The sequence below is a fragment of the Profundibacter sp. genome (assembly GCF_965277155.1).
GTDB lineage: Bacteria > Pseudomonadota > Alphaproteobacteria > Rhodobacterales > Rhodobacteraceae > Profundibacter.
This window is the reverse complement of the sequence record NZ_CBDIBV010000013.1, coordinates 664,233-686,410: the sequence shown is the minus strand read 5'-3', so window position 1 is coordinate 686,410 and position 22,178 is coordinate 664,233. Positions and strand designations below refer to the sequence as shown.

Here is a 22,178-nt window from a genome sequence, read left to right as displayed (position 1 = left end):
TCATTTGCATCTTTGGTGAACCGGGATACTGTCTGGATAAATTGTTCCAGATGCTCAGAGGTGGTCCCACTTTTTTGACCAGTCAGCAGCCAGTTTAAGATGGATCAGGGTTTCATTTAGGCTGCCAAACTCATTGGTTTTGTTTTTCTGTCATAGGCTTCATCCGGGGTCAATATTCCGTGGGTGGAATGCGGGCGCTCGGTGTTGTAGTAAGCCAACCATTTCCCGATCCCGGCGCGGGTCTGCGAACCCGTTTCAAATGCGTTGAGGTAAATGCATTCGTATTTCAAGGATCGCCAAAGCCGCTCGATCATCCGGTTATCGACCCAGCGACCTTTGCCATCCATCGAGATTTTCACGTCGGCTTCTTTCAGCGCCTGCGTCCATTCAAACCCGGTGAACTGGCTGCCCTGGTCGCTGTTCATGATATCGGGCTTGCCGTATTTGGCCATAGCCTCTTTCAGGGCTTCAACGCAAAAATCTGCCTCCATGCTGTTTGACAATCTCCAGCTCAAAACCTTGCGGCTGTGCCAGTCCATGATCGCGACCAAATAGAGGAACCCGCGCTGCATCGGAATGTAGGTGATATCTACGCACCACACATGGTTTGGACGATCAATCGTCAGGTCTCGCAGCAGATACGGGTAGATCTTATGCTGCGGATGTTTCTTGCTCGTGTTGGGCGTCTGGTAGATCGGAACCAACCGCATCAGCCGCATCAAACGGCGGACCCTGTGGCGACCACACTTGTAACCTTGGCGCTGCATGTGCCGGGCCATTTGCCGTGATCCATACCACGGCGTCTGCAAGAATTGCTTGTCGATTATTGTCATGAACCGCAAATTTTCAGCACTTTCGCCTTTTGGCTGGTAATACAGGTTCGAGCGCGCCAGAGAAAGTAGCCCGCATTGTCGTCGCACACTCAGATCATGCTCACGGCTCACCATTTTTTGCCTCGCTTCCCGAGCAACTGTTGCGAGGCGTTGGCTAAAAAATCCCGTTCCACGACCAGCTGACCAATCTTGGAGTGCAGCTTCTCAATCTGGGCTTCATCAACCCGATCAGGATCACGGCCCCGTCTGGAAAATGCCGTGGCCATGTTTTCAATCGCTGCTCGTTTCCATGTGCCAATCTGGGTTGGATGCACACCATACTTCTTCGACAGCTCCGCCATCGTCATTTCCTCGCGGATTGCTTCAAGCGCAACGCGGGCTTTGAATTCGGGAGAATGGTTCTTTCGTTTCGTCATTTTGAATCGTCTTTCTCATAAGTCGATCCACCTTAACAACTGGTCCGAATTTCCGCGACCACCTCTATCCTCAGGATTGCCCGAAGCAATAATTCGGGCATTATTCTGATTAAAGCGCGATCTATTTCCGAGGGATTTCAGCCGCTTCATGATGTCTTGCGACTCGATCATTCTGCACCCGTTTTCTTCAAAGTATCCCTCGCCATCGTCAAAATGTCCTTCAGATTAATATCATAGTCGCACTCGAATATTAGTGCGTTTGGTGAAAACTCGGTTGAACGCAGGGTTAACAGGATTCCTTTGTCTGTCATAACGATAGCTTCTACTGGCTGGTCTATCAATGGGGAACCTCTAAAAATCCCCCAAAATCCGGCCTGACGGGGTAGAATCGTCATCAGGATGAAAATGATTCGACCGACGGGGTTTTGTCATGGGTCAGATGGGATTTTTTGATCTTTCCAGCCGATACGCGGGACTGGACAAATCTGGTGATCCGCTGGTGTTGCTCAACGACATGGTGCCGTTCGAGGATTACCGGGACGAGCTGAAGGCCATATGGCGCACGCCGCCCGAACAGCGCAAATCCAACGCTGGCCGCCCGCCTTGGGATGAGGTGCTGATATTCAAGACGATGGTTTTGCAGCAGCTCTACAACCTCTCTGACGATCAGATCGAGTATCAGATCCGCGACCGCCTGTCGTTCATGCGGTTTCTCGGCCTTGGCATTGAAGACAGCGTACCTGACGCCAAGACCATCTGGGCCTACCGTGAAAGGCTGGCCGGGGCCGGGAAGATGAAGGAGCTGTTTGACAAGTTCGATGCCTTTCTGCGCGAAAAGGGCTATCTGGCGATGGGCGGGCAGATTGTTGATGCGAGCATCGTTCCGGCGCCGCGCCAGCACAACAAAAGGGACGAGAACGAGAAAATCAAGGCGGGCGAAACGCCTGAAGAGTGGGAGGAAAAACCCCACAAGAAGCGCCAGAAGGACGTGGATGCGCGCTGGACGAAGAAGCACGGCAAGAGCTATTACGGCTACAAGAACCACATCAATGTCGACCGGCGGCACAAATTCATCCGCGCTTATGATGTCACCGATGCCGCCGTGCATGACAGCCAGGCGCTTGCCGGTCTGATTGATGCGAGCAACACCTCATCGGACCTGTGGGCCGACAGCGCCTATCGCTCGCAAAAGATCGAAAGCGAGCTGGAAGAGCGGGGGCTTCACAGCCATATCCATCACAAGGGCAGGCGCGGCAAGCCGCTTGGCGAGCGCCAGCAAAAGGCCAACCGGAGGCGCTCGAAAGTGCGGGTCCGGGTCGAGCATGTATTCGCTTTTCAGGAGCGCTCCATGGGCGGCAAGCTGATCCGCTCCATCGGCCTGAAGCGGGCGCGATTTCGCATCGGGATGATGAACCTGGTCTACAACATGAAGCGCTTCGTCCAGTTCGAATGCGGCCTGGCGGCGCCGGGATAAGGGTTCATGGGGTGAGGTGTGCCTGAAATACCCAAAACCGGCTTGAAACCGGTGAAAATGGGTTTATGATCCGAAGCAATCAGGCGGGACAGGCGAAAAACCGTCCACCCCGCCGCGAAGAAGGCGAAAACGGGAATTTACAGAGGTTCCCAATGAATTGTCAGAGGATATGGTGGGACATTCGAAAGCATTGGCAGCCTGAATACACATTTCATCCAGAAGTTCTTGGCCAATGTCGGATTTGGACGAGTCGGCCAGAACCAATTGGACTGATAGATCGGCAAATGCGGAAATGCGTACAGAATCAAATGCCGCATTGATTGCGTCCAGTTGTTCAGAAATATCTATCATTGCGGTCTTTCTGTTTAAGCACTTGTAAATGAAGGCACAGCCGACTGACAATTACCACTATCAATGACGAATTGTCACCCAGCAAAACAATGCTTTTTCAAAGTAATGCTTCAATTAGTGCGCGCGCTGAATTTGATTTTGGCACCCAAAGCCCTCGCTCGATTGCTTCGTTCAACCGCTGGGCTATTTCGCGTAACGCAGGGGTGTTGTGTTCGGCTATAAACTCGCGTGTGTCATCATCTTCCAGAAACGCCGCATGCACCAGATCAAAGTGATGCCCGCGCACGGCCCCCGTGGTGGCGGCAAAGGCAAACAGGTAATCCACCGTCGCGGCCATTTCAAACGCGCCCTTGTAGCCGTGGCGTTTGACCCCCTCGATCCACTTCGGGTTCACCACACGCGCCCGCACCACGCGGCCGATTTCATCCTCTAACGTGCGGATCACGGGGCGTTCGGGTCGGGAATGGTCGTTGTGATAGATCGGCCTGTTCTGGCCCTGAATGGTCGAAACCGCCGCCGCCGCACCGCCTTCGAACTGGTAATAATCATCACTGTCCAGCAAATCATGTTCGCGATTGTCCTGATTTTGCACAATCGCCTCGACCTGCCCTAATCGGGTTTCAAACGCGGCTCTAACCTTGCGCCCTTCGGCCCCTTTTCCATAGGCGTAACTGCCCCATTCCAGATAGGCTTCGGCTAGATCAGCCTTATCCGCCCACAGCCGTTCGTCAATCATCGCCTGCAATCCGGCCCCGTATGCGCCGGGTTTCGAGCCGAATACGCGATAGCTGCCCGCCTCGCCCTCTTGCCGGAACCGCACGGCAGCGGGGTTCAGGTCATCCGGCTCGTCCAGTGCCATCACAGCGCGGGCGGCGCTGTCGACCAGTGCAATCAACTGCGGGAATGCATCGCGGAAAAAACCCGAGACTCGCAGGGTAACATCCACGCGCGGACGGCCCAGCACCCCTTGGGGCAGAACCTCAAACCCCGTGACCCGTCGATTGGCGCTGTCCCATGTCGGTTTGACCCCCATCAGCGCCAGACACTGGGCAATGTCATCGCCACCGGTGCGCATATTGGCGGTGCCCCATGCGGTCAGCAGCATCGTGCGCGGCCAATCGCCATGGGTTTGCAGGTGCTTTTCGATCAGCAGGTTGGCCGATTTCCACCCCAATGTCCAAGCCGTCGGCGTTGGCACCGCGCGGCTGTCTACGCTGTAGAAATTCCGCCCTGTCGGCAGGACATCCAGACGCCCGCGGGTGGGCGCGCCGGACGGCGCCGGGGCGACGAAGTGCCCTGAAAGGGCAGTGAGAAGGCCCGCGCCCTCCTTTGGTCCACAATCTCTAACACAGGGGAAAACGGTGGATCTTATATGCTGCAGAACCATTGCTGTGACATCCCCGCACACATTGGCCCTGCCCTCGATCAATTCAATCGCCAGCATCTCCAGCCGCTCGATCGTATCTCCGGTGCTGCGCCAGTTATCATCGCAGACCGCCGCCAAAACATCGGGCCGCGTCCCGCCCCACGCGGTGGCCATATCAGCATCCAACGGATCAAACCCCAGCCCCAAATCCTGCGATATTGCCTGTATTAGAGATGCATTTTCGCCCGCCCCGTCCCCCCGCGGCACCCTGACAAGCGCAATCACCAGATCACGTTCCAGCGTGCCACTGGGCGATTGCCCGAACACATGCAATCCGTCCCTGATCTGCGCTTCTTTCAGCTCGCACAAATAGGCATCCAGCTTGGCCAGATCGCTTTCTTCGTCCGAACCCGACAGCCCCGCATCCTGATCCAGCCCCGTGACCGAAGTCAGCGACAGGATTTCACGCCGCAAATGGTCAATCCGGCGCGGGTCCACCCCTGCGGCCTCGTAATATTCATCCACCAGCGCCTCCAGCTCTTTCAGCGGCCCATAGGTCTCGGCCCGCGTCAGCGGTGGCGTCAGGTGGTCGATAATCACGGCCTGCGCGCGGCGTTTGGCCTGCGTGCCCTCGCCCGGATCATTGACGATAAACGGATAGATATGCGGCATCGGTCCAAGCACCACTTCGGGGATACATGTTTCCGATAGCGCCAGCGCTTTGCCGGGCAGCCATTCCAGATTGCCGTGCTTGCCCATATGCACAATCGCATGGGCGCCGAACTGATGCCGCAGCCAGTAATAGAAGGCCAGATAATTGTGCGGCGGCACTAGGTCGGGGGAATGGTAGGTGTCGGTCGGATCAATGTTATAGCCGCGTGCCGGTTGCAGGCCGACGATCACATTGCCGAATTGCAGTACCGACAGGGCGAAATACCCGCAATCGACCGAACCTGGGGTGTAAAACGGATCCTGTTCCGGTGTGCCCCACCGTTCCTCGATCTTCTGACGCACCTCATAGGGCAGCTGACCATAGGAGATCTGGTAATCCGCCATGCTCATCTGCACACCGCCGGTTTTCTGCGCCCGATCCGTCAGCCAGTTCGTTGGCCCCTTCAGGATGGTTTGCATCAACTCATCACTGTTTTCAGGCGGGTTAGAGACGAAATAGCCCGCTTCAGACAGCAGTTTCAGCACATGCACCGTGGCGGCGGGCGTATCCAGCCCAACCCCGTTTGCAAGGCGCCCGTCCTTGTTCGGATAGTTCGCCAGCACCAGCGCCACCTTGCGTTTCTCGGGCACCTCGTTGCGCAAACGGGCCCAGTTTGCCGCCAGTTCCGCAACAAAAGTCACCCGATCCCCCCGTGCCCGATAGGCGGCGATGGGGCATTCGGTGGCTCCGTCAAAATAGGCCTCGCCCTTGAAGGAAATCGCGCGGGACAGTATGCGCCCGTCCACTTCGGGCAGGGCGACGTTCATGGCGATGTCCCGTGCTGACAGGCCGGTCAACCCGTCCTCCCACGTATCCTCGGAAGAGGCCGCAAGCACCACCTGAAAAACCGTGCAACCCTTGGCGGCCTCCATCGCAAGGGGGTTCAATGCCCCCGCGTGATGGTCCCCTTGATGCGGAGAACCCACGGCAAAAGACGTGCAGTTCAGGATTACATCGGGCGGGGCGGCGGTGAACAACTGTTCCAGCGTGGCCACCGATACGGGGTCTTTCAGGGATGCCACGAACACCGGCAACGGGTTCAGCCCTTGGCGCAGCAGTGCCTTGACCATTCGGTTCACAGGATGCAGCCCCGCGCCCTGCACCAAAGCGCGGTAAAAGATCAGCGGCACCACAGGCGCGCCTTGGGTCCAGTTTTCCCGTGCCGCGCCCAGATCGGCCACACCCGCGCCGGGCCAGTAAACCCCCGCCCGCAACAGCGGCGTGGCGGCGGCGGGTTTGTCGGTGCCGTCCAGCATGGCGCGGGCGTAGGCCAGAAATCCGCTGGCGTTGGCTGGTCCGCCCTCGACCATATAGGCCCAAAGCGCATCGTAATCCGCCCGCGAGACCGTAGACAAGCGCCACAGGTCGGGGTCGGGTTTGTCGTCCCCCGGCAGGGCGACAAAGGGCACGTCTGCGTCATGCAGATGGGCGGCGTATTGTTCCAGCCCGTATTTCCAGTAGCCCGCCCCGCCCAGCACGCGGGCGATCACCAGTTTGGATTTGGTCGCGCAGGCCTCGATATGCAGATCAACCGACATCGGATGTTGCAGGTGGGTCAGGTTGGCCAGCCGCAGTGTGGGGGCTTCGGCCATTTCCGAACGGGCCTCGGACAGGGCGGCAAGCTCGGTATCGGCGGCGGAAATGAACAGCACATCGGCCGGAGTCTGACCCAGATCGACAGGCTCCTTGCCATCGTCAATTGAACCGGGAGTTGCCGCAAGTAGGTGCATTAGAGCCGCTTTTCCATGAAAACACTGGTTTTGTTCGCCTCATAATCCCCGAACGGTGCGCATTTGACAAACCCGTGGCGTTCATACAGCCGTTGCGCGGCGTGCAGCAGATCGCCGGTTTCCAGCCGGATAACGGGCAGGTCCAGTTCGCGGGTGTAATCCTCAAGCTGGCGCATCAGGGCGTCGGCCACGCCTTTGCCCCGCGCGTCTTCGGATACGAACATGGATTTCATTTCGCCATAACCGCCTTTGTCGGCCAGCGCGGCACAACCCAGAACCGCATCCCCTTCGCGGGCGATGAAGAAGCGGATGTTGGGGGTGCAAAGGGCGTCAATCGACAGGTAATGGTTGTCCTCGGGCGGGAACAGGCGTTCCATCAGGGCATGGCTGGCCTGTAACAGCGCCGTGGCCTGTGGTGCGCGTGGATCACCCTGCTCGACGATCAGCATCAGGTGTTCAGGGCGTCGGTAATGGCCGCCTGATCCAGTCCGGCCTGCCCGATCACCACCAGTGTTGTGCTGCGGTCTTCGCCTGAGGCAAAGGGGCGGTCGAAATAGCTGTCAACGCGCGGGCCAACCGCCTGAATGGTCAGGCGCATGGGTTTTCCCGCAACAGCGGCGAAGCCTTTCAGGCGCAGGATGTCATGTGTGCGGATCACATCGGCAATTTTGGCGGTGAAGGCGGCGGGATCGGATATTTCACCCATGGTGACCGCGAAATTCTGGAATTCGTCGTGGCCGTGTTCATGTTCGTGATCATGGTGGTGGTGGTCGTCGTCGTCCTCGTCATCGTGGTGATGATGGTGATGCACCTCGTGACGCGATCCCAGATCCTCCTCGGCCCCCATGCCCTGCCCCAGCAGAACATCCACCGGCAAAGCGCCCATCGTGGCTTTGACCACCTGCACGCCATCACGGGAACTATCCCGCAAATCAGTCACTAACGCAGCGGATTCATCGTCTGTCAGCAGATCGGCCTTGTTCACCACGATCATATCGGCACAGGCGATCTGGTCGTCAAACAGCTCGGACAGTGGCGTTTCATGGTCAAGGTTGTCGTCCTGCGCCCGCTGGGCGTCCACGGCGGCAATATTGTTTGCGAACTGGCCATCAACCACGGCGCGCCCATCCACCACGGTTACCACCCCGTCCACCGTCACACGGGTGCTGATCTCGGGCCAGTTAAAGGCGCGCACCAAAGGTTGCGGCAGGGCCAGACCCGATGTTTCGATCACGATATGGTCAGGCGGATTGTCCCGCTCCAGCAGCTTTTGCATGGTGGGGATGAATTCATCGACCACGGTGCAGCAGATACAGCCGTTCGACAGCTCCATGATATCGTCGTCATTACACGCCGCATCACCGCAGCCCTTCAGGATATCGCCATCCACCCCCAGATCACCAAATTCGTTGATGATCAGGGCAATGCGTTTGCCGTTTGCGTTGTCCAGCATGTGCCGGATCAGCGTGGTTTTACCGGCACCCAAGAAGCCGGTGACAACAGTTGCGGGGATTTTGGCGGCCATAATGAATATCCAGACTGTGTTTCGGTTTGGCTGCGGGGCCGTTCAGGCCCCGCAGTGATTTATGCGTTTTGGGTGTCGGCACCACGGTTCCAGAAATAACCGGCGGCCAATCCCAGAACTATCCAGTCGATAAAAGCAACAGCGTAAGAGCGGGCCACGTATTCGCCTGCCAATTCCGGCGGAGCAACTCCGGCATAGCCATCCAGGCGCGGGGCACCGATCAGCTGTGGTGCAATCAGCAACGCAATGCCTATGACAACATATAACAGCGTGCGCCCATACCCAAATAGCGCAAAGGCCAGTGCCGCAGAAATTGCTGTCGCTACCCACCACAGTTGCCGCGCTTCAAGTTCGGCGGCGGGTGTTCCCGGCAATTCGGGGGCCAATCCGATACCCGGCATGATCTGAATGGCAGCAAATCCCGCTCCCCCCCATATTAACGCATCCTTTATTGTGATCCGCTGTCCGAACCTTTCAGCAAGTGCAAATCCTGCAACCATCATCAAAGACCAGCCAACGAAGGTGGTAAAGTCTGCAAAAAAGGCCAGAGAATAGCGTGTGAACAGGCTTTCCTCGTCGTCCTCTGCCGGTGCGGCATCTTCCGTTGGTGCTGCATCGGGATTGGCGGTTTCTTGTGCCTCGTTGATCACCAGAACACCGCCAAAGTGGCTTTTGTTTCCGGTTTCGTATTCTTCACCTTCCAGAATCAGTTTTTCCATAAGAGCCCACTGGAGCAGGACGGCAATCAGCCCTGCAACCAGACCAGCGAACAACGCGCTGGTAAACAAACGTGCGGTCATGGGTTAGTGGCAGGGAAATGCCAGAGTGTGACGCGTATCATGCGCCGAGTCGTGATACTGCGCAGCCTGCGCAAAACCTGTGAAATAGATCAGGAACACACCAGCAATAACAGCTGACACAATGGGCAGCAGACCGGTATCGACAGTTGCGCGGGATTGAGTCTGGTTCAAAGTTTTCATTTTAGTCTCCTTGTCCTGTCACACCCGACAGGTTGGTTTCGGTTCAGTGTCAGGCCGGTCTTCTGGCTTGCGGGTCGATGTGCTGCGCCTCCTTCCCGGGGGACCCCCAGTGGATATTGACGTGCACTCTCCGCTTACAGTCGCGGGGGCGGCTGTGGCATCTGGCCCCTGTTTGGGTCACCATCACCACATTCCCAGTTTCATCCCCAAGCGTTTGAACGCCCGTGCGGGGAACCTTACCCATACTGTTTGCAGTCATTTGTTGATCCGGGTCAAGTGGGTTTGCGACATTCAACAGGTTTTTCGCGCCCTGATAAATCGGCAGAATTATGCGTAAAAGCGCAATATCTTGTGGATAAGTCGCCCAAAGCAGGCAGATCATGTGGTTATCCGTTGACTCGCACCCAAATGCTCCGTCAGATTTACATTCTATTGGAATCAGAAGGCTTACAGGCGCTTTGCAATTTTCGAAACTCAGACTGAACGGCTTCAAAAGCTTTGTCGACCCGACCGATCTGGTGATCGCGGACGGGCTGACCGGCGTTGTCGGGCCGAATGGCTGTGGCAAATCCAACCTGCTCGAGGCGTTGCGCTGGGTGATGGGAGAAACCCGTGCCAAGGCGATGCGTGGCGGCGGGATGGAGGATGTGATCTTTGCCGGTGCGTCCAGCCGCCCTGCCCGTAATTTTGCCGAAGTCATTCTGACGATTGATAATACCGACCGTCTGGCCCCTCCCGGTTTCAACGATCAGGATACGCTGGAAATCGTGCGCCGGATCACGCGGGATGCGGGCAGTGCCTATAAGGCGAACGGCAAAGATGTGCGTGCCAAGGACGTGCAGATGCTATTTGCCGATGCGTCTACTGGCGCCCATTCGCCGGCACTGGTGCGGCAGGGGCAGATTTCGGAACTGATCAACGCCAAGCCCAAGAACCGCCGCCGTGTATTGGAAGAGGCCGCCGGGATTTCCGGCCTGTATCAACGTCGTCACGAGGCCGAGTTGAAGCTGAAGGGCACCGAGGCCAATCTGGCGCGGGTCGAGGATGTGATCGAGCAATTGGCCAGCCAGTTGGCGCAACTGGCACGGCAAGCGCGGCAAGCGGCGCGGTATCGCACCATTGGGGATGATTTGCGCAAGGCTGAAGGGCTGTTGCTGTATCGCCGCTGGAAAGAGGCGGACGAAGCACAGGCCAAGACACAGGCCGAACTGACCGACCGCACCAAACTGGCGGCACAGGCCGAAGGGGCCGCGCGGACTTCGACCAAAACCCGCGAAGCGGCCGAGGAGAAATTGCCCCCCTTGCGCGAAGAAGAAGCGATTGCAGCGGCAGTGTTGCAGCGTCTGACGGTGCAGCGCGATACCTTGCAGGACCAAGAAGCCCGCGCGTTGCAAATGATCGAAACGCTGAAAGCGCGGATCAACCAGTTAACGCATGACATGGAGCGCGAAGCGGGTCTGAACAAGGACGCGGGCGAAACCATTGAACGGCTGGAATGGGAACAAGCGCAGATTGCCAAGGCCAGCGAAGGCCACGAGGCGCGGGTTGAAGAAGCTGCCGAAGCCGCCAGTGATGCGGCCCGCGTGTTGCAGGAACGCGAGGCGGCCCTGACCCAGATGACCGAAGACGTGGCGCGATTGTCGGCCAGACATCATTCGGCGCATCGCCTGCAAGAGGACAGCCGCAAGACGCTTGAGAAAAACGAAGCCGAGGCCGGGCGCGCACGCGAGGCGGTTGCCGGATCAAAGGCAGCGCTGGAAAAGGCTTTGGCGGATCTTGAAGCGGCACAAGCGGCGCAGGTGGCTGCTGCTGCGGCATCGGAAGCGGCAGAAGAGGCCCTGCTGCGGGCCGATGATGCCCGCGCCGAGGCGCAATCGCGCGAAGTGGATGCGCGGGCCGAACGTTCCGAAGCTGAAGGCGAAGCGAACGCGCTGCGGGCCGAGGTTGGCGCGCTGGCCAAACTGGTTGAACGCGACACCGCCGAGGGTGGTCAGGTGCTGGATGCCGTGCGGGTGCAATCGGGCTATGAAAAAGCGCTGGGCGCGGCGCTGGCGGATGATCTGCGCGCGCCGCAGGTTGGGCCGGACGCGCTGTCGGGCTGGGCGGTATTGCCGGGCTATTCAAATGCGCAATCCCTGCCGGATGGTGTGAAATCGCTGTCAAACTACGTCACTGTGCCCGAGGTTCTGGCGCGGCGGATCAGCCAGATCGGTCTGGTCGATTTTGCCGATGGCGCACGGTTGCAAAAAGATCTGAAACCGGGTCAGCGTCTGGTCAGTCTTGCCGGTGATCTGTGGCGCTGGGACGGTTTTCGCGCTGGTGCCGAGGACGCGCCAAGTGCGGCGGCCCTGCGGTTGCAACAGCTGAACCGTCTGGTCGAACTGAAACGCGATCTGGAAGAGGCCAGTGCGCGCGCCGAGGGCGCCACCCGCGCCCATGAATTGCTGTCCGAGGAACTGAAACGCCTGACCGTCGAGGATCAGCAGGCCCGCGAAGCCCGTCGGGAGGCAGATCGTGCCGTGGCTGATGCTAACCGCGCCTTGTCCCGCGCCGAAGCGGATCAGAGCATTGCGGCGGGCAAGCTGGAAAATCTGGGACTAGCGGTGTCGCGGTTTGAAGAAGAAGCGATGGAGGCCCGCCAACGTTTGGCCGAGGCAGAAAAAGCCGTGGCAGATCTGGGCGATCTGGAAGCTGCGCGGGCCGAGGTAGAAGACACCAAAATGACGGTCGAAGCCGCGCGGATCACGATGATGTCCAAACGTTCCGGTCATGACGAATTGCGCCGCGAAGGCGAGGCGCGTGTTAAGCGCAGCCAAGAGATTACCAAAGAGATTTCCGGCTGGCGGCACCGTCTGGAAACCGCCGAAAAGCGGATTGCGGAACTGGAGGAGCGCAGGGTTCAATCCGAGGCCGAGTTGAAAGAGGCCAGCGCCGCCCCCAAGGAAATCGCCGCCAAACGTGACGAGTTGGCCGATGCGATTGGCGAGGCCGAGGTGCGTCGCCGCGCCGCCGCCGATGCTTTGGCTGAGGCCGAAACGGCCCTGCGTCAGGCCGTGGACGGCGAACGCGATGCCGAACGTGCGGCCTCCGAGGCCCGCGAGGCGCGCGCACGATCAGAAGCACGGGCAGATGCGGCACGGGAAACCGTGGCTTATGCCGCCGACCGGATTGCCGAAGAACTGGAAACCACGCCGCAAAACCTGCTTGAGGAACTGGACACCGACCCCGATCAGATCCCGTCATCCGAAAGCATCGAATCCAACGTGAATCGTCTGAAACGCCAGCGCGATGCCTTGGGGGCTGTGAACCTGCGCGCCGAGGAAGACGCCCGCGAAGTGCAGGAAGAACACGACACCCTGCTGAATGAAAAGATTGATCTGGAAGAGGCCACCAAGAAACTGCGCACCGGCATTGCCAGCCTGAACAAAGAGGGCCGCGAACGGCTGTTAACGGCGTTCGAGCAGGTGAACTCGAATTTCAGTATGTTGTTCAAACATCTGTTCGGCGGTGGCGAAGCCAAGCTGGTTCTGGTCGAAAGCGATGACCCGCTCGAGGCGGGGCTGGAAATCATGTGCCAACCGCCCGGTAAGAAACTGTCAACACTTTCGCTGCTGTCCGGCGGGGAACAGACGCTAACGGCATTGGCCCTAATTTTCGGGGTGTTCCTTGCCAACCCGGCCCCGATCTGTGTGCTGGACGAGGTGGACGCGCCGCTGGATGATGCCAACGTCACGCGGTTCTGCGATATGCTGGACGAAATGACGCGGCGCACCGATACGCGTTTTCTGATTATCACCCACCATGCTGTGACAATGGCACGGATGGATCGGCTGTTCGGGGTGACAATGGGCGAGCTGGGCGTCAGCCAATTGGTGAGCGTTGATCTGAAAAAAGCCGAGCAAATGGTTGCCTGAGACATGAAATCGCGTTGACCAACCGGCCGATATTTGTTTCAGTCCCCCAGAATTACAACTTTGATGAAAAGGTGCACCATGACATTTAAAACGAAACTATTTGGCGGGTTGACGGTTATTGCCATTGTTGGTGCGCCCGCAGTGACGACAGCCGAAGTGACTGCAACGGATGCATTTGTCATTATGAACGAGTTAAAGGGTTATGGGTTAGAAGCCTCAATGGACAAGGATGAACAGGGCGACCCCAAAATCATTAGTCACGTATCAGACTCAGATTTTTTTGTGTATTTTTGGGGTTGTGAAGATAATAAGAACTGCACATCAGTGATGTTCAAAGCGGCGTATGATTTGAAAGTAGGAATTTCGGCATTAAAAATAAATGAATGGAATCAAGAAAATCGTTTTGCAAAAGCCTATATTGATGACGAAGGTGATCCAATAATCGAAATGGATGTTAATTTGGCCTATGATGGCGTCGGAGAGAAAAACTTTGGGGGCTGACCCAGATAACTACTTCAAGTAACGCTTAACCCATTGTCTTAGCTGCAATAACTGAGCTGAAGGGTCACTGTTGTTGAAACGCCACTCGCATTCCTTCAAATATAGCCCAAATTGGGCCTTGGGGACACCGTTAAATCGGCGCATGTGGCGCTTGGCTTGGTTCCAGAAATTCTCGATGCCATTGATGTGGTTGTGACGGTCTGCAAAGAGCTTGGAATGGTTGATGCGAAAGTGGTGGAAGTCTGACACATCCAGCACATTATAACCGCGCCAACAATCGGAATAGACGATGGAATCCGGCACGACTTTGCGCTCTATGATCGGGATCAGAGTGGCGGATTTGGCGTCCGGGATGATCTTGATGTAAACCTTCCCACCCCTTTTTAATATACCAAAAACGGGAATTTTACCTGCCGCACCACGCCCGCGTTTACCTTTGCGTTTGCCGCCAAAGTAGCTTTCGTCCACTTCTATTTCTCCGCCGAACATAGCTTGGCTTTCCGCCTCCAGCTCATAGGCGATTATCTCGCGCAGGCGTAGAAAATAAAACGCTGCGGTCTTGCGGTTTACACCACACAAACTGGCTGCTGTTCGTGCTGTCGATCCCGAAACAAAATGCTCCGTAAGACGGTCTTGCTTGTAGTGGCTCAGGCGACTCTTTCTCATGCTTCCCATCATAACCTCTTTTTAGGTTATCTGGGTCAGCCCCAAACTTTGTTGATACGGTTGATTGGTGGCGCCTCCTTATTGAGGAATTTGAAGAGTTTATCGACTGGTAATCGCTGGTACTGACTAATACAAAAGCCCCGTGCAAACCGCGCGGGGCTTTTTGGTTTTCACAGCTTGTTCAACAGGGCCTTTGTTGGCCAGGCGTCGGCTGGCAACCCCAGCCGGATTTGCTCGGCCTGAACGGCAGCACGGGTTTTAGCGCCCAGAATACCGTCTATTTTACCTACATCATATCCGCGCGCGACCAGCTTTTTCTGCAAGGCTTTCATTTGCGTGCCGCTCAGCGCCGGATCGGGTTTGCCCGCGTTATAGGGTTTGGCACCCTCTATCCGCGTGCCAAAATAGGCGGCTGTGGTGACATAGACAAAGCTTTGATTCCATTCAAAATAGACGCGGAAGTTCGGATAGGTCAGAAACGCCGGTCCCTTGCGTCCCATTGGTAGCAGAACCGAGGCCGGAAGTTTGCCTGATGCCAGCTTGCCGTTTCGGGCCTTCACCCCCAGTTTTGCCCATTGGCTGACCGGTAACTCGTGGGTCAGGCCGGTTTTTGACCAATCTAGGGGGAACCTCTGTAAATTCCCGTTTTCGCCTTCTTCGCGGCGGGGTGGACGGTTTTTCGCCTGTCCCGCCTGATTGCTTCGGATCATAAACCCATTTTCACCGGTTTCAAGCCGGTTTTGGGTATTTCAGGCACACCTCACCCCATGAACCCTTATCCCGGCGCCGCCAGGCCGCATTCGAACTGGACGAAGCGCTTCATGTTGTAGACCAGGTTCATCATCCCGATGCGAAATCGCGCCCGCTTCAGGCCGATGGAGCGGATCAGCTTGCCGCCCATGGAGCGCTCCTGAAAAGCGAATACATGCTCGACCCGGACCCGCACTTTCGAGCGCCTCCGGTTGGCCTTTTGCTGGCGCTCGCCAAGCGGCTTGCCGCGCCTGCCCTTGTGATGGATATGGCTGTGAAGCCCCCGCTCTTCCAGCTCGCTTTCGATCTTTTGCGAGCGATAGGCGCTGTCGGCCCACAGGTCCGATGAGGTGTTGCTCGCATCAATCAGACCGGCAAGCGCCTGGCTGTCATGCACGGCGGCATCGGTGACATCATAAGCGCGGATGAATTTGTGCCGCCGGTCGACATTGATGTGGTTCTTGTAGCCGTAATAGCTCTTGCCGTGCTTCTTCGTCCAGCGCGCATCCACGTCCTTCTGGCGCTTCTTGTGGGGTTTTTCCTCCCACTCTTCAGGCGTTTCGCCCGCCTTGATTTTCTCGTTCTCGTCCCTTTTGTTGTGCTGGCGCGGCGCCGGAACGATGCTCGCATCAACAATCTGCCCGCCCATCGCCAGATAGCCCTTTTCGCGCAGAAAGGCATCGAACTTGTCAAACAGCTCCTTCATCTTCCCGGCCCCGGCCAGCCTTTCACGGTAGGCCCAGATGGTCTTGGCGTCAGGTACGCTGTCTTCAATGCCAAGGCCGAGAAACCGCATGAACGACAGGCGGTCGCGGATCTGATACTCGATCTGATCGTCAGAGAGGTTGTAGAGCTGCTGCAAAACCATCGTCTTGAATATCAGCACCTCATCCCAAGGCGGGCGGCCAGCGTTGGATTTGCGCTGTTCGGGCGGCGTGCGCCATATGGCCTTCAGCTCGTCCCGGTAATCCTCGAACGGCACCATGTCGTTGAGCAACACCAGCGGATCACCAGATTTGTCCAGTCCCGCGTATCGGCTGGAAAGATCAAAAAATCCCATCTGACCCATGACAAAACCCCGTCGGTCGAATCATTTTCATCCTGATGACGATTCTACCCCGTCAGGCCGGATTTTGGGGGATTTTTAGAGGTTCCCTAGGTTTTGCGGTACGATGATTTCCTGCAACCACGGCTGGTTTGGTCGCCAGCCAAGGCCGGACAGCATTTTGGCCCCGGACATCAGGGCATCCGCAGGTGATGTTTTAAGGCGGATATGCCCGTCGCCATCCCCGTCCACACCGTTTTCCAGAATATCGGCAGGCAGCATTTGCACCATCCCGATTTCGCCCGCCCACGCACCTTTGGTTTTGGTCGGGGAAAAATCGCCTTGTTCATATAGCGATAATGCCGCAAAAATCTGCGGGTGGAACAGTTGCGGGCGGCGGCAGTCATGCGCCAGTGTGACCAGTGAATTCAGCGTATTGAAATTGCCCTGAACCGCACCGAAATCGGTTTCAAAAGCCCAGAAAGCCAGTAAAACACCACGGTTGATACCGTATTTCTGCTGGATGGAGCTATGCCCAAAAGTTGGTGACGCAGTAATCAGGCGGCATGTTTTTCCTGCTTGATCCCGTCCTTAAATTCAACCCCTTCGATGATTTCCGGCAATCGGAATGCGCCGTCGAGTTTACGCCATTTCTTCTTTGCCGACATCATCAGGCGGAAGGTCATTGCCAAGGCGGTCTTGCGCCCGAGGCAGCCTTTGGTCTTCTTCGTTCGGTGCCGCACGGTGGCAAATATGCTTTCGATGGGGTTGGATGTGCGGATGTGTTTCCAGTGCTCGGCAGGGAAGTCGTAGAAGGTCAGCAGCACGTCCCGGTCCTTGGTCAGCTTCCCCACGGCACGCTCGTATTTCACGCCATAGGCTTCGATGAAGAAATTGAACGCGGCCTCGGCGTCCCGTTTGTTCTCGGCCATCCAGATGTCCTGTAGATGGCCCTTGGCTTTGGCTTGCAGCGACTTCGGCATGGCATTCAGGACGTTGCCGGTTTTATGCACCCAGCAGCGCTGCTCCCGGGTCTCACCGAACACCTCCCGCAAGGCGTTCCAGAAGCCGAGCGCGCCATCACCAACGGCCAGATCAGGGGCTTTTCTGAGGCCACGACGTTGCAAGTCCAGCAGCAGTTCACGCCAGCTCTGGCTGCTTTCTCGATACCCGTCCACGAGGCCCAGAACATCCTTGTTACCCCACTCGTCCGCGCCGATGATCACCAGCATGCATTGCTTGTCAGCATCCGTGCGCGGCTTGAAATAAACCCCGTCGGCCCAGAAATACACATAGCGTTTGGCCGACAGGTCACGCCGGTTCCAACGCTCGTATTCTGCCCACCACTCCGCCTTCAGGCGCGAAATCGTGCTCGATGTCAAACCACCCGCATCAGGCCCCAGAAGGGCCGCCAGTGCTTCGCCGAAATCACCCGTGGAAATACCTTTGAGATAGAGCCAGGGCAACAACTCCTCGACCGACTTTGCCCGGCGCAGATACGGCGGCAGAAGCGTCGAGGTGAACCTGATCTTCTCCGCCCCCGTGCCACGATCACGCACCCGAGGCACATTCACCGGGACAGGGCCGATCCCCGTCATCACCTCGCGCTCCGGCAGGTATCCGTGGCGAACAAGGCGCTGGCGACCGGCCGAATCCCTCAAATGCGCGTGTTGCGCCATCAGATCACAAACCTCGGCCTCGACCGCCTGTGCCAACAGATCCCGCGCGCCTTTGCGCAAGATATCCGTCAGCGGATCAGGTGAAATTCCGGCTGGATCGGTAAACTCCAAAATAGTATCGTCTTCCATGTGGCATATCCTTTTCTCTCTGAGAATCGCGGCGCGTCAACACCGCCATGATATGCCACCCAATCACCCCATCACCAACTTTCGGGCATTACTCTGCTGGATGCGGTCAAACACACTGTCGTATTTCCGAGCGTTGGATATACCCTTATTCAAGCGGGATTTGCTGATCAGGGCGCGGGAAAAGGCGATGAAATCTTTCTGGAACACCCCTTGGGCGCGATCCGCTTTCAGGGTTTTCGGGTCTTGCCGGACCGAGGCAAAGAAACGATCCACCGTGGCGCGGTCATGGCCTTTACTGATGGCCTCTTTTTTCAGGTTGGCAACAAAGCTGCTGAATTTGCCGCCGCATTGACTGCCTGCAAAAGCGGGTGTCAGGGTCAGGCAAAGAACCGCCATCATCGGGATTATTGGGTTACGCATAAAAGGGCCTTTCAAAATACCAATTCGGGCGCAGATTAGCAGGGCTGCGGCCAGTGGCAATAGGTCAGGTGAACAGTGCCGCTATGGCGACAATTGCGACCATTCCGCCCCATGCCCGCCACAACGCTATTATTGCCGCATCAATGTCGCCCGGAGTCAGGATGCGGCGGCCTTCGGGGTGGACATAGGGGAAATCGCGCATCTGCCCGTGATAGCTGCGCGGGCCGGACAAGGCGATGTTCAGGGTGACGGCCATGGCCGCTTCGGGCCAGCCGGCATTAGGCGAACGGTGCAGGGGTGCATCGCGCAGAATCAGGCGCCATTTGTTCAAGGTGCCATGGGTAGCGGCAATCAGCAGGGCCGTCAGGCGGGCGGGGATGTAGTTCAACACATCATCCAGCCACGCGGCGGCCCAGCCAAAATCGGCGTGGCGTTCGGTTTTATAGCCGATCATCGAATCTGCCGTGTTGGTGATTTTATAGATCAGCAGACCGGGCAGACCCAACAACAGGAACCAGAAGGCAGGTGCAATCACCCCGTCCGACAGGTTTTCCGCCGCACTTTCAATCGCGCCACGGGCCACGGCTGTATCGTCCATCGTCGCCGTATCACGTCCGACAATTCGCGCCACCATCAGCCGTCCGTCAGCGGTGGACAGGCGCAGGGCGTCGGCCACGGCGGTGACGTGCTGGGTCAGGCTTTTCTGGGCCAGCAGCATTGCGGCCAGAATGATTTGCAAAATGCCGAAATCCGGCAGGTTAGAGACGATAACCCCAACAACCCACGCTGCCAGAACCAGCGCAGCCATGGTCAGGATGCCGCTGCGTTTGCGTTCCTTCGGGTCAATGCCGATCACAGAGGTATTGAAGTTTTCATCCAGCCAACCCACAGCCCGCCCCATCAGCACCGCCGGATGCGGCACGCGGGACCACAGCCATTTTGGCTCGCCCAGCAGGGCATCCAGCAGCATGGCCAGCAAAAGGATCAGCGCGGTGTTCATTCGTCTGTCTGAAGTGGTGGATGGCGGGTGGTAAAGTGGCCTTTGATCGCTTGCGGCCAGTCGCGATAGGGCACCTGCCCCGATGTGCTGTCGGCGTGCAGGGTGGCATAGGCAACAATGGCTTCGGCGGCCTCGGGCGTGGGGGTGAATTGTCCAAGGGTATAGTTCAACTTGCCCTCGGCCTGAATGGTGACATTGCAGGCGCGGTCACAGCCCATCAGGCAGGAAAACCGGCGGGTTTTGACGGGGGTGTCGCTGGCAGCCGCCTCGATCAGATCGGCCATCAATTCGCCGTCTGTTTTGTGGGTGGTTTCATCCCAGCCTTCGCGTTTGCATGTGTCGCAGATGGTGATGGTGGTGGTCATGCGGGTTTCCTTTGTTCTGGTCCGATGAAACGGATTACCCGCCCGATTGCAAGAGGGATGTCGCCATCCGCGCCTTGGCCGTCGTGAATCCGTTTGCAGTGACGGGTTTGCCGTCCTATAGCTGGATCAGACGAAGCCCAAAGGGCCAGAACGGTTGGCTGGTGGATGATTGACCCAAACAGGGGATCAAAACCAGCGTCGTCGGGAGCATATGTTCCTGTCACCTGACCTGTTTGGGCCGGTTACGAGAGGATATATGCGATGAAAACCCTGATTTCTGTGATGCTGGTCATGATGGCCGCCCCAGCCTTTGCGCATCCGACCCATATTATCGAGGTTGCAGGCCATAGCCACTGGATTGGACTGGCAGCGATTGCCGCTGCGGCGGCGGCTGCCCTGTGGCAAGCCAAAAAGGGTAAGGAGCAGGAAGCTTCGGAAGAAGAAGAAACCGACGCTGAACCGCAGGAGGCCTGAGTTTATGGGCAAGATTGGTGTGATGATCTGCGGCCACGGCTCGCGCTCGCAAGATGCAGTGAATGAATTTGCGGTGCTTGCCGAAAAGCTGCCAGCATTGTTGCCGGATGATTATGCGGTTGATTACGGCTATCTGGAGTTTGCCAATCCGGTGATCCGCGACGGTCTGGACCGTCTGCGTGGGGCCGGATGTGATCGTATCATTGCCGTTCCGGGGATGCTGTTTGCCGCGATGCACACTAAGAACGATATTCCGACGGTGCTGAACACCTATGCCAAAAAGCACGGCATTGATGTGACCTACGGGCGCGAATTGGGCGTGGACCCCAAAATGATCGCAGCCGCCGGTGCGCGGGTGCAGGAAGCGGTTGACGCGGCCAATGCCGAATTTGGTGATCTGCCGCTGGAAGAAACATGTCTGGTGGTGATCGGGCGCGGTGCGTCTGATCCCGATGCCAACGCCAATGTCGCCAAAGTGGCGCGGATGCTGTGGGAAGGCATGGGGTTTGGCTGGTGCGAGGTTGGCTATTCCGGCGTGACCTTTCCGCTGGTCGAACCCTGTCTGGAGCACACCACGCGGCTGGGCTACAAGCGGGTGATCGTATTTCCGTATTTCCTGTTTGCAGGCATCCTGATTGACCGGATTTATGGCTTTACCGACAAGGTGGCGGCGGCACATCCGGATATCCAGTTTGTGAAGGCGGGCTATCTGAATGATCATGCGCAGGTGCTGGAAACCTTTGCCGAACGGGTGATGGAGCAACTGGGCGATATGCCACCGGAAACCTGCGGAACGTGCAAATACCGCACGCAGGTATTGGGGTTCGAGGCCGAGGTGGGCGCGGTTCAGGAAAGCCACCATCACCATGTTGAAGGTCAGGGTGCCAATGCACCCGGTGCGACGGTGGAAACCTGTGATTTGTGCGATACGTTCTGCACCGGCGAATGTCGGCTGGATATGGATCACCACCACCATCATCACGATCATGACCACGGGGATGGGCATCATCATCATGACCATGATCACCACCACCATCCGGAATATCCGCACGCAAAACACCCCTTGGGGCCGGAAAGCGCGCGCAAGAAAGATGCGTAGTTTAACCAAGCGGAAAACGCCCCTTGCGGGGCGTTTGCACTATATTTTGATTGGTGCTTGTGGCGAGGTGCGCACATGAGACCTTATGAAAAGGAGCCATCGGCAATCTATGCCCAGAGCTTTGCCACGGTCCGCAAAGAAGCGCGGTTGGGGCGGTTCGGTGCGGGGATGGAAGCGGTGGCAATCCGGTTGATTCATGCCTGTGGCATGGTCGAGGTAGCGGACCGGCTGGCGTTTTCCAATGGGGCTTATCAGGCCGGACGGGCCGCATTAGAGGCTGGTGCGCCAGTTTTGTGTGACTGCGAGATGGTGGGCGCGGGGATTATCCGGCGGTATTTGCCTGCGGGGAATGATGTAGTGGTGACATTGAATAATCCTTCGGTGTCCGCATTGGCCAAGGAGATCGAAAATACGCGGTCAGCGGCAGCAGTTGAACTGTGGCGGGATCATATCGAGGGTGCTGTGGTGGTGATCGGCAATGCGCCGACAGCGCTGTTTCATCTGTTGGAGTTGCTGGATGGGGGCTGGCCAAAGCCTGCCGTGATATTGGGCTTCCCTGTGGGGTTTGTTGGCGCGGCCGAGAGCAAGGCGGAACTGGCCGGTAATCCGCGCGGGTGCGAGTTTGTTGCCCTGCGTGGGCGGCGCGGGGGGTCGGCGATGGGGTCTGCGGCGGTGAATGCGTTGGCGGCGGGATTGCCCGAGGTGGGGGCATGAAGAGATTCTATGCCTCCGGCGGGGATATTTCGGGA

At 57.6% G+C, this 22,178-nt stretch carries 19 protein-coding genes, 2 pseudogenes and 1 riboswitch; of the genes and pseudogenes, 6 read left to right on the top strand and 15 right to left on the bottom strand.

The features are described from left to right. Positions 1–116: 116 nt before the first annotated feature. Positions 117–1,249, bottom strand: a protein-coding gene (locus ACQY4M_RS18605) for an IS3 family transposase (protein ID WP_428539245.1) whose coding sequence is annotated in 2 segments (ribosomal slippage) — positions 117–997 and positions 997–1,249 — 1,134 coding nt in all. Because the reading frame shifts where the segments join, the coding sequence is not laid out codon by codon here. A 430-nt stretch (positions 1,250–1,679) separates the two neighbouring features. Between ACQY4M_RS18605 and ACQY4M_RS18600 the strand changes: the two genes are divergently transcribed. Then, positions 1,680–2,723, top strand: coding sequence for an IS5 family transposase (locus ACQY4M_RS18600; protein ID WP_428539227.1), 1,044 nt, complete (start codon positions 1,680–1,682; stop codon positions 2,721–2,723). 63 nt (positions 2,724–2,786) lie between these two features. Here ACQY4M_RS18600 and ACQY4M_RS18595 read toward each other — a convergent pair whose 3' ends face one another. The 6 genes from ACQY4M_RS18595 to ACQY4M_RS18570 all read right to left on the bottom strand — a co-directional run bounded on the left by ACQY4M_RS18595 (position 2,787) and on the right by ACQY4M_RS18570 (position 9,387). After that, positions 2,787–3,074 carry a hypothetical protein gene (locus tag ACQY4M_RS18595; protein WP_428547274.1) on the bottom strand — a complete coding sequence of 96 codons (288 nt, stop codon included), beginning with the start codon at positions 3,072–3,074 and terminating at the stop codon, positions 2,787–2,789. Positions 3,075–3,171: 97 nt separating this feature from the next. Further along, positions 3,172–6,882, bottom strand: coding sequence for a cobaltochelatase subunit CobN (cobN, locus tag ACQY4M_RS18590; protein WP_428547271.1), 3,711 nt, complete (start codon positions 6,880–6,882; stop codon positions 3,172–3,174). Then, entirely contained in the window at positions 6,882–7,331 is a 450-nt protein-coding gene (locus ACQY4M_RS18585; RefSeq protein WP_428547268.1) for a GNAT family N-acetyltransferase, read from the bottom strand. The genes cobN and ACQY4M_RS18585 overlap by 1 nt, the downstream gene beginning before the upstream one ends. Next, on the bottom strand, positions 7,331–8,407 hold the full coding sequence (gene cobW, locus ACQY4M_RS18580) for a cobalamin biosynthesis protein CobW (protein ID WP_428547265.1): 1,077 nt from the start codon (positions 8,405–8,407) through the stop codon (positions 7,331–7,333). Before cobW ends, ACQY4M_RS18585 begins: the two co-directional genes overlap by 1 nt. A 59-nt stretch (positions 8,408–8,466) precedes the next feature. Beyond that, a complete protein-coding gene (locus ACQY4M_RS18575) occupies positions 8,467–9,207 on the bottom strand; it encodes a CbtA family protein (protein WP_428547262.1) in 741 nt (246 codons plus the stop codon). Positions 9,208–9,210: 3 nt separating this feature from the next. After that, positions 9,211–9,387: a CbtB domain-containing protein gene (locus ACQY4M_RS18570; protein WP_428547259.1), complete on the bottom strand. Its 177-nt coding sequence runs from the start codon at positions 9,385–9,387 to the stop codon at positions 9,211–9,213. A gap of 35 nt (positions 9,388–9,422) precedes the next feature. Further along, a riboswitch (cobalamin riboswitch) is annotated at positions 9,423–9,641 on the bottom strand. A 204-nt stretch (positions 9,642–9,845) separates the two neighbouring features. On the opposite strand from ACQY4M_RS18570, the gene smc reads away from it, so the two are divergent. Both smc and ACQY4M_RS18560 read left to right on the top strand, forming a co-directional pair. Further along, positions 9,846–13,301, top strand: coding sequence for a chromosome segregation protein SMC (smc, locus tag ACQY4M_RS18565; protein ID WP_428547256.1), 3,456 nt, complete (start codon positions 9,846–9,848; stop codon positions 13,299–13,301). Between the two features lie 78 nt (positions 13,302–13,379). Further along, positions 13,380–13,802 carry a YbjN domain-containing protein gene (locus tag ACQY4M_RS18560; RefSeq protein WP_428547253.1) on the top strand — a complete coding sequence of 141 codons (423 nt, stop codon included), beginning with the start codon at positions 13,380–13,382 and terminating at the stop codon, positions 13,800–13,802. A 9-nt stretch (positions 13,803–13,811) separates the two neighbouring features. Here ACQY4M_RS18560 and ACQY4M_RS18555 read toward each other — a convergent pair whose 3' ends face one another. From ACQY4M_RS18555 to ACQY4M_RS18520, 8 genes and pseudogenes are all read right to left on the bottom strand, one after another. Next, positions 13,812–14,468, bottom strand: coding sequence for an IS1595 family transposase (locus ACQY4M_RS18555; protein ID WP_428548276.1), 657 nt, complete (start codon positions 14,466–14,468; stop codon positions 13,812–13,814). A 170-nt stretch (positions 14,469–14,638) separates the two neighbouring features. Beyond that, positions 14,639–15,091 (bottom strand): annotated as a pseudogene (locus ACQY4M_RS18550) (peptidoglycan-binding protein); the annotation flags it as partial. Positions 15,092–15,243: 152 nt separating this feature from the next. After that, complete coding sequence (locus ACQY4M_RS18545; RefSeq protein WP_428539227.1) at positions 15,244–16,287, bottom strand: IS5 family transposase; 1,044 nt, start codon at positions 16,285–16,287, stop codon at positions 15,244–15,246. Positions 16,288–16,374: 87 nt separating this feature from the next. After that, positions 16,375–16,788: pseudogene (locus ACQY4M_RS18540) on the bottom strand (lytic murein transglycosylase); the annotation flags it as partial. A 32-nt stretch (positions 16,789–16,820) separates the two neighbouring features. Further along, complete coding sequence (locus ACQY4M_RS18535) at positions 16,821–18,071, bottom strand: IS256 family transposase (protein ID WP_428539230.1); 1,251 nt, start codon at positions 18,069–18,071, stop codon at positions 16,821–16,823. Between the two features lie 63 nt (positions 18,072–18,134). Beyond that, the gene (locus ACQY4M_RS18530) at positions 18,135–18,491 is read right to left on the bottom strand and encodes a lytic murein transglycosylase (protein ID WP_428547250.1); all 357 of its coding nucleotides are present in this window, start codon (positions 18,489–18,491) and stop codon (positions 18,135–18,137) included. 64 nt (positions 18,492–18,555) lie between these two features. Further along, on the bottom strand, positions 18,556–19,491 hold the full coding sequence (cbiB, locus tag ACQY4M_RS18525; protein WP_428547247.1) for an adenosylcobinamide-phosphate synthase CbiB: 936 nt from the start codon (positions 19,489–19,491) through the stop codon (positions 18,556–18,558). Further along, positions 19,488–19,856: a DUF1636 family protein gene (locus ACQY4M_RS18520; RefSeq protein ID WP_428547244.1), complete on the bottom strand. Its 369-nt coding sequence runs from the start codon at positions 19,854–19,856 to the stop codon at positions 19,488–19,490. Before ACQY4M_RS18520 ends, cbiB begins: the two co-directional genes overlap by 4 nt. Positions 19,857–20,117: 261 nt before the next feature. Between ACQY4M_RS18520 and ACQY4M_RS18515 the strand changes: the two genes are divergently transcribed. The 3 genes from ACQY4M_RS18515 (at position 20,118) to ACQY4M_RS18505 (ending at position 22,143) form a co-directional block, all read left to right on the top strand. Then, the gene (locus ACQY4M_RS18515; RefSeq protein WP_428547241.1) at positions 20,118–20,330 is read left to right on the top strand and encodes a DUF6732 family protein; all 213 of its coding nucleotides are present in this window, start codon (positions 20,118–20,120) and stop codon (positions 20,328–20,330) included. Positions 20,331–20,334: 4 nt separating this feature from the next. Further along, positions 20,335–21,429, top strand: a complete 1,095-nt coding sequence (locus tag ACQY4M_RS18510) for a sirohydrochlorin chelatase (RefSeq protein WP_428547238.1) — start codon at positions 20,335–20,337, stop codon at positions 21,427–21,429. 75 nt (positions 21,430–21,504) lie between these two features. Next, positions 21,505–22,143, top strand: coding sequence for a precorrin-8X methylmutase (locus tag ACQY4M_RS18505; protein ID WP_428547235.1), 639 nt, complete (start codon positions 21,505–21,507; stop codon positions 22,141–22,143). Positions 22,144–22,178: the final 35 nt, after the last annotated feature.